This is a genomic window from Cellulomonas algicola (assembly GCF_003851725.1).
Classification (GTDB): domain Bacteria; phylum Actinomycetota; class Actinomycetes; order Actinomycetales; family Cellulomonadaceae; genus Cellulomonas; species Cellulomonas algicola.
Map to the genome: position 1 here is coordinate 1 of NZ_BHYL01000307.1, position 1,327 is coordinate 1,327.

Consider the following 1,327-nt stretch of genomic DNA (forward strand, 5'->3'; position numbering starts at 1 on the left):
CCCCGGCGGCTTCCCGCCCGGACAGCCACGACGCCCCGGTGACCCGACGGTCGCCGGGGCGTCGCGCTGCGCGGACATGGGCAGGGGGCTCCGGCCGTCTGACCTTCGGACTGGTGTCGGGCTCGCGCTGACAGGCGGGCCGAGCGGAGCGGGGCGCTCCCGAGGTGCAGGTGGTGCAGCGTCCGACCGGGCGCGCGTCCCAGACCCGGACCGAGGGTCAGGCTCGCGCGGCGTCGACCAGGGCCGCGGCGAGGTCGTCGGGGCGGCTGAACATCGGCCAGTGCCCGGTCGGCAGGTCGACGTACGTGACGTCGTAGCGGCCCATCTCGGTGTGCAGCGGCGGACCGCCGTCGACCATCGTCAGCAGCACCTCCGACGGCAGGCTCGTGCAGATCGCGGTCACGGGGACGGCGAACCGGCGTTCGTCGCTGACGTGCACCGCGGCGCGTGCGACGCCGGCGGGGTGCGGGAGCGCCCGCTCCCGGAGCCGCGCGAGCGCGGCGTCGTCGAGGCCCTCGAGGCTCGACCCGCCGTCCGCGAGCTCCTCCCACGACGGGAACGCCTGGCCCGCCGAGTCGGCGGGCAGGTCCGGGACGAGCGCGTTGCCGTCCTCGAGCGGACCGCTGTCGACGTAGACGGCACGGCGGACGCGGTCGGGCCGCCGGTCGACGACCTCCCCGACGACGGCGCCGCCGCCCGAGTGGCCGACGAGCACGACGTCGTCGCCGTCGTCGGCGATCCGGTCGACGAGCTCGACGACGGCCTGGACGTGGTCGGCGCGCGTCACGGCCGACGCGTCGTCGGACGGGTCGAGGCCCGGGAGCGTGACGGGGTGCGGGACGAGCCCGGCGGCGCGCAGCCCGGGCAAGACGTCGTCCCAGGCCCATCCGCCGAGCCAGGAACCGGGGACGAGGATCAGGTGCGTGGTGGTCATGGGACCAGCGTCCCGCGACGTCGGTGACAGCAGCATGTCACCTTCGTGTCACCATCATGGGAGGTCCGACGACGACCCCGGGAGCCCGCTCGTGAACCGCACCGACCGCCTGTACGCGATGGCCGAGGAGCTGCGCCGCGTCGGCCCGCGCGGCACCACGAGCGCGCGTCTGGCGCGGCTGTTCGAGGTCACGACGCGCACCGTCAAGCGCGACGTCAGCGCGCTCCAGCAGGCCGGCCTGCCGGTCGTCGCGCAGGCCGGAGCGGGCGGCGGCTACGTGCTCGTCGGCGCGACGCTGCCGCCCGTCGCCCTCACGCCCGCGCAGGCGGTGGCGCTCGCGCTCGCGGTCGACGCGCTGCCGCCCGGCAGCCCGTTCGGCGTCGACGCCCGGAC

2 protein-coding genes are annotated in these 1,327 nt (G+C 76.6%); one reads left to right on the forward strand and one right to left on the reverse strand.

What is annotated here, in order from left to right:
* Window positions 1-217: 217 nt before the first annotated feature.
* On the reverse strand, window positions 218-934 hold the full coding sequence (locus CTKZ_RS17190; protein WP_124344089.1) for an alpha/beta fold hydrolase: 717 nt from the start codon (window positions 932-934) through the stop codon (window positions 218-220).
* Window positions 935-1,025: 91 nt separating this feature from the next.
* On the opposite strand from CTKZ_RS17190, the gene CTKZ_RS17195 reads away from it, so the two are divergent.
* A partial coding sequence (locus CTKZ_RS17195; protein WP_124344090.1) for a helix-turn-helix transcriptional regulator occupies window positions 1,026-1,327 on the forward strand: 302 nt, incomplete at its 3' end.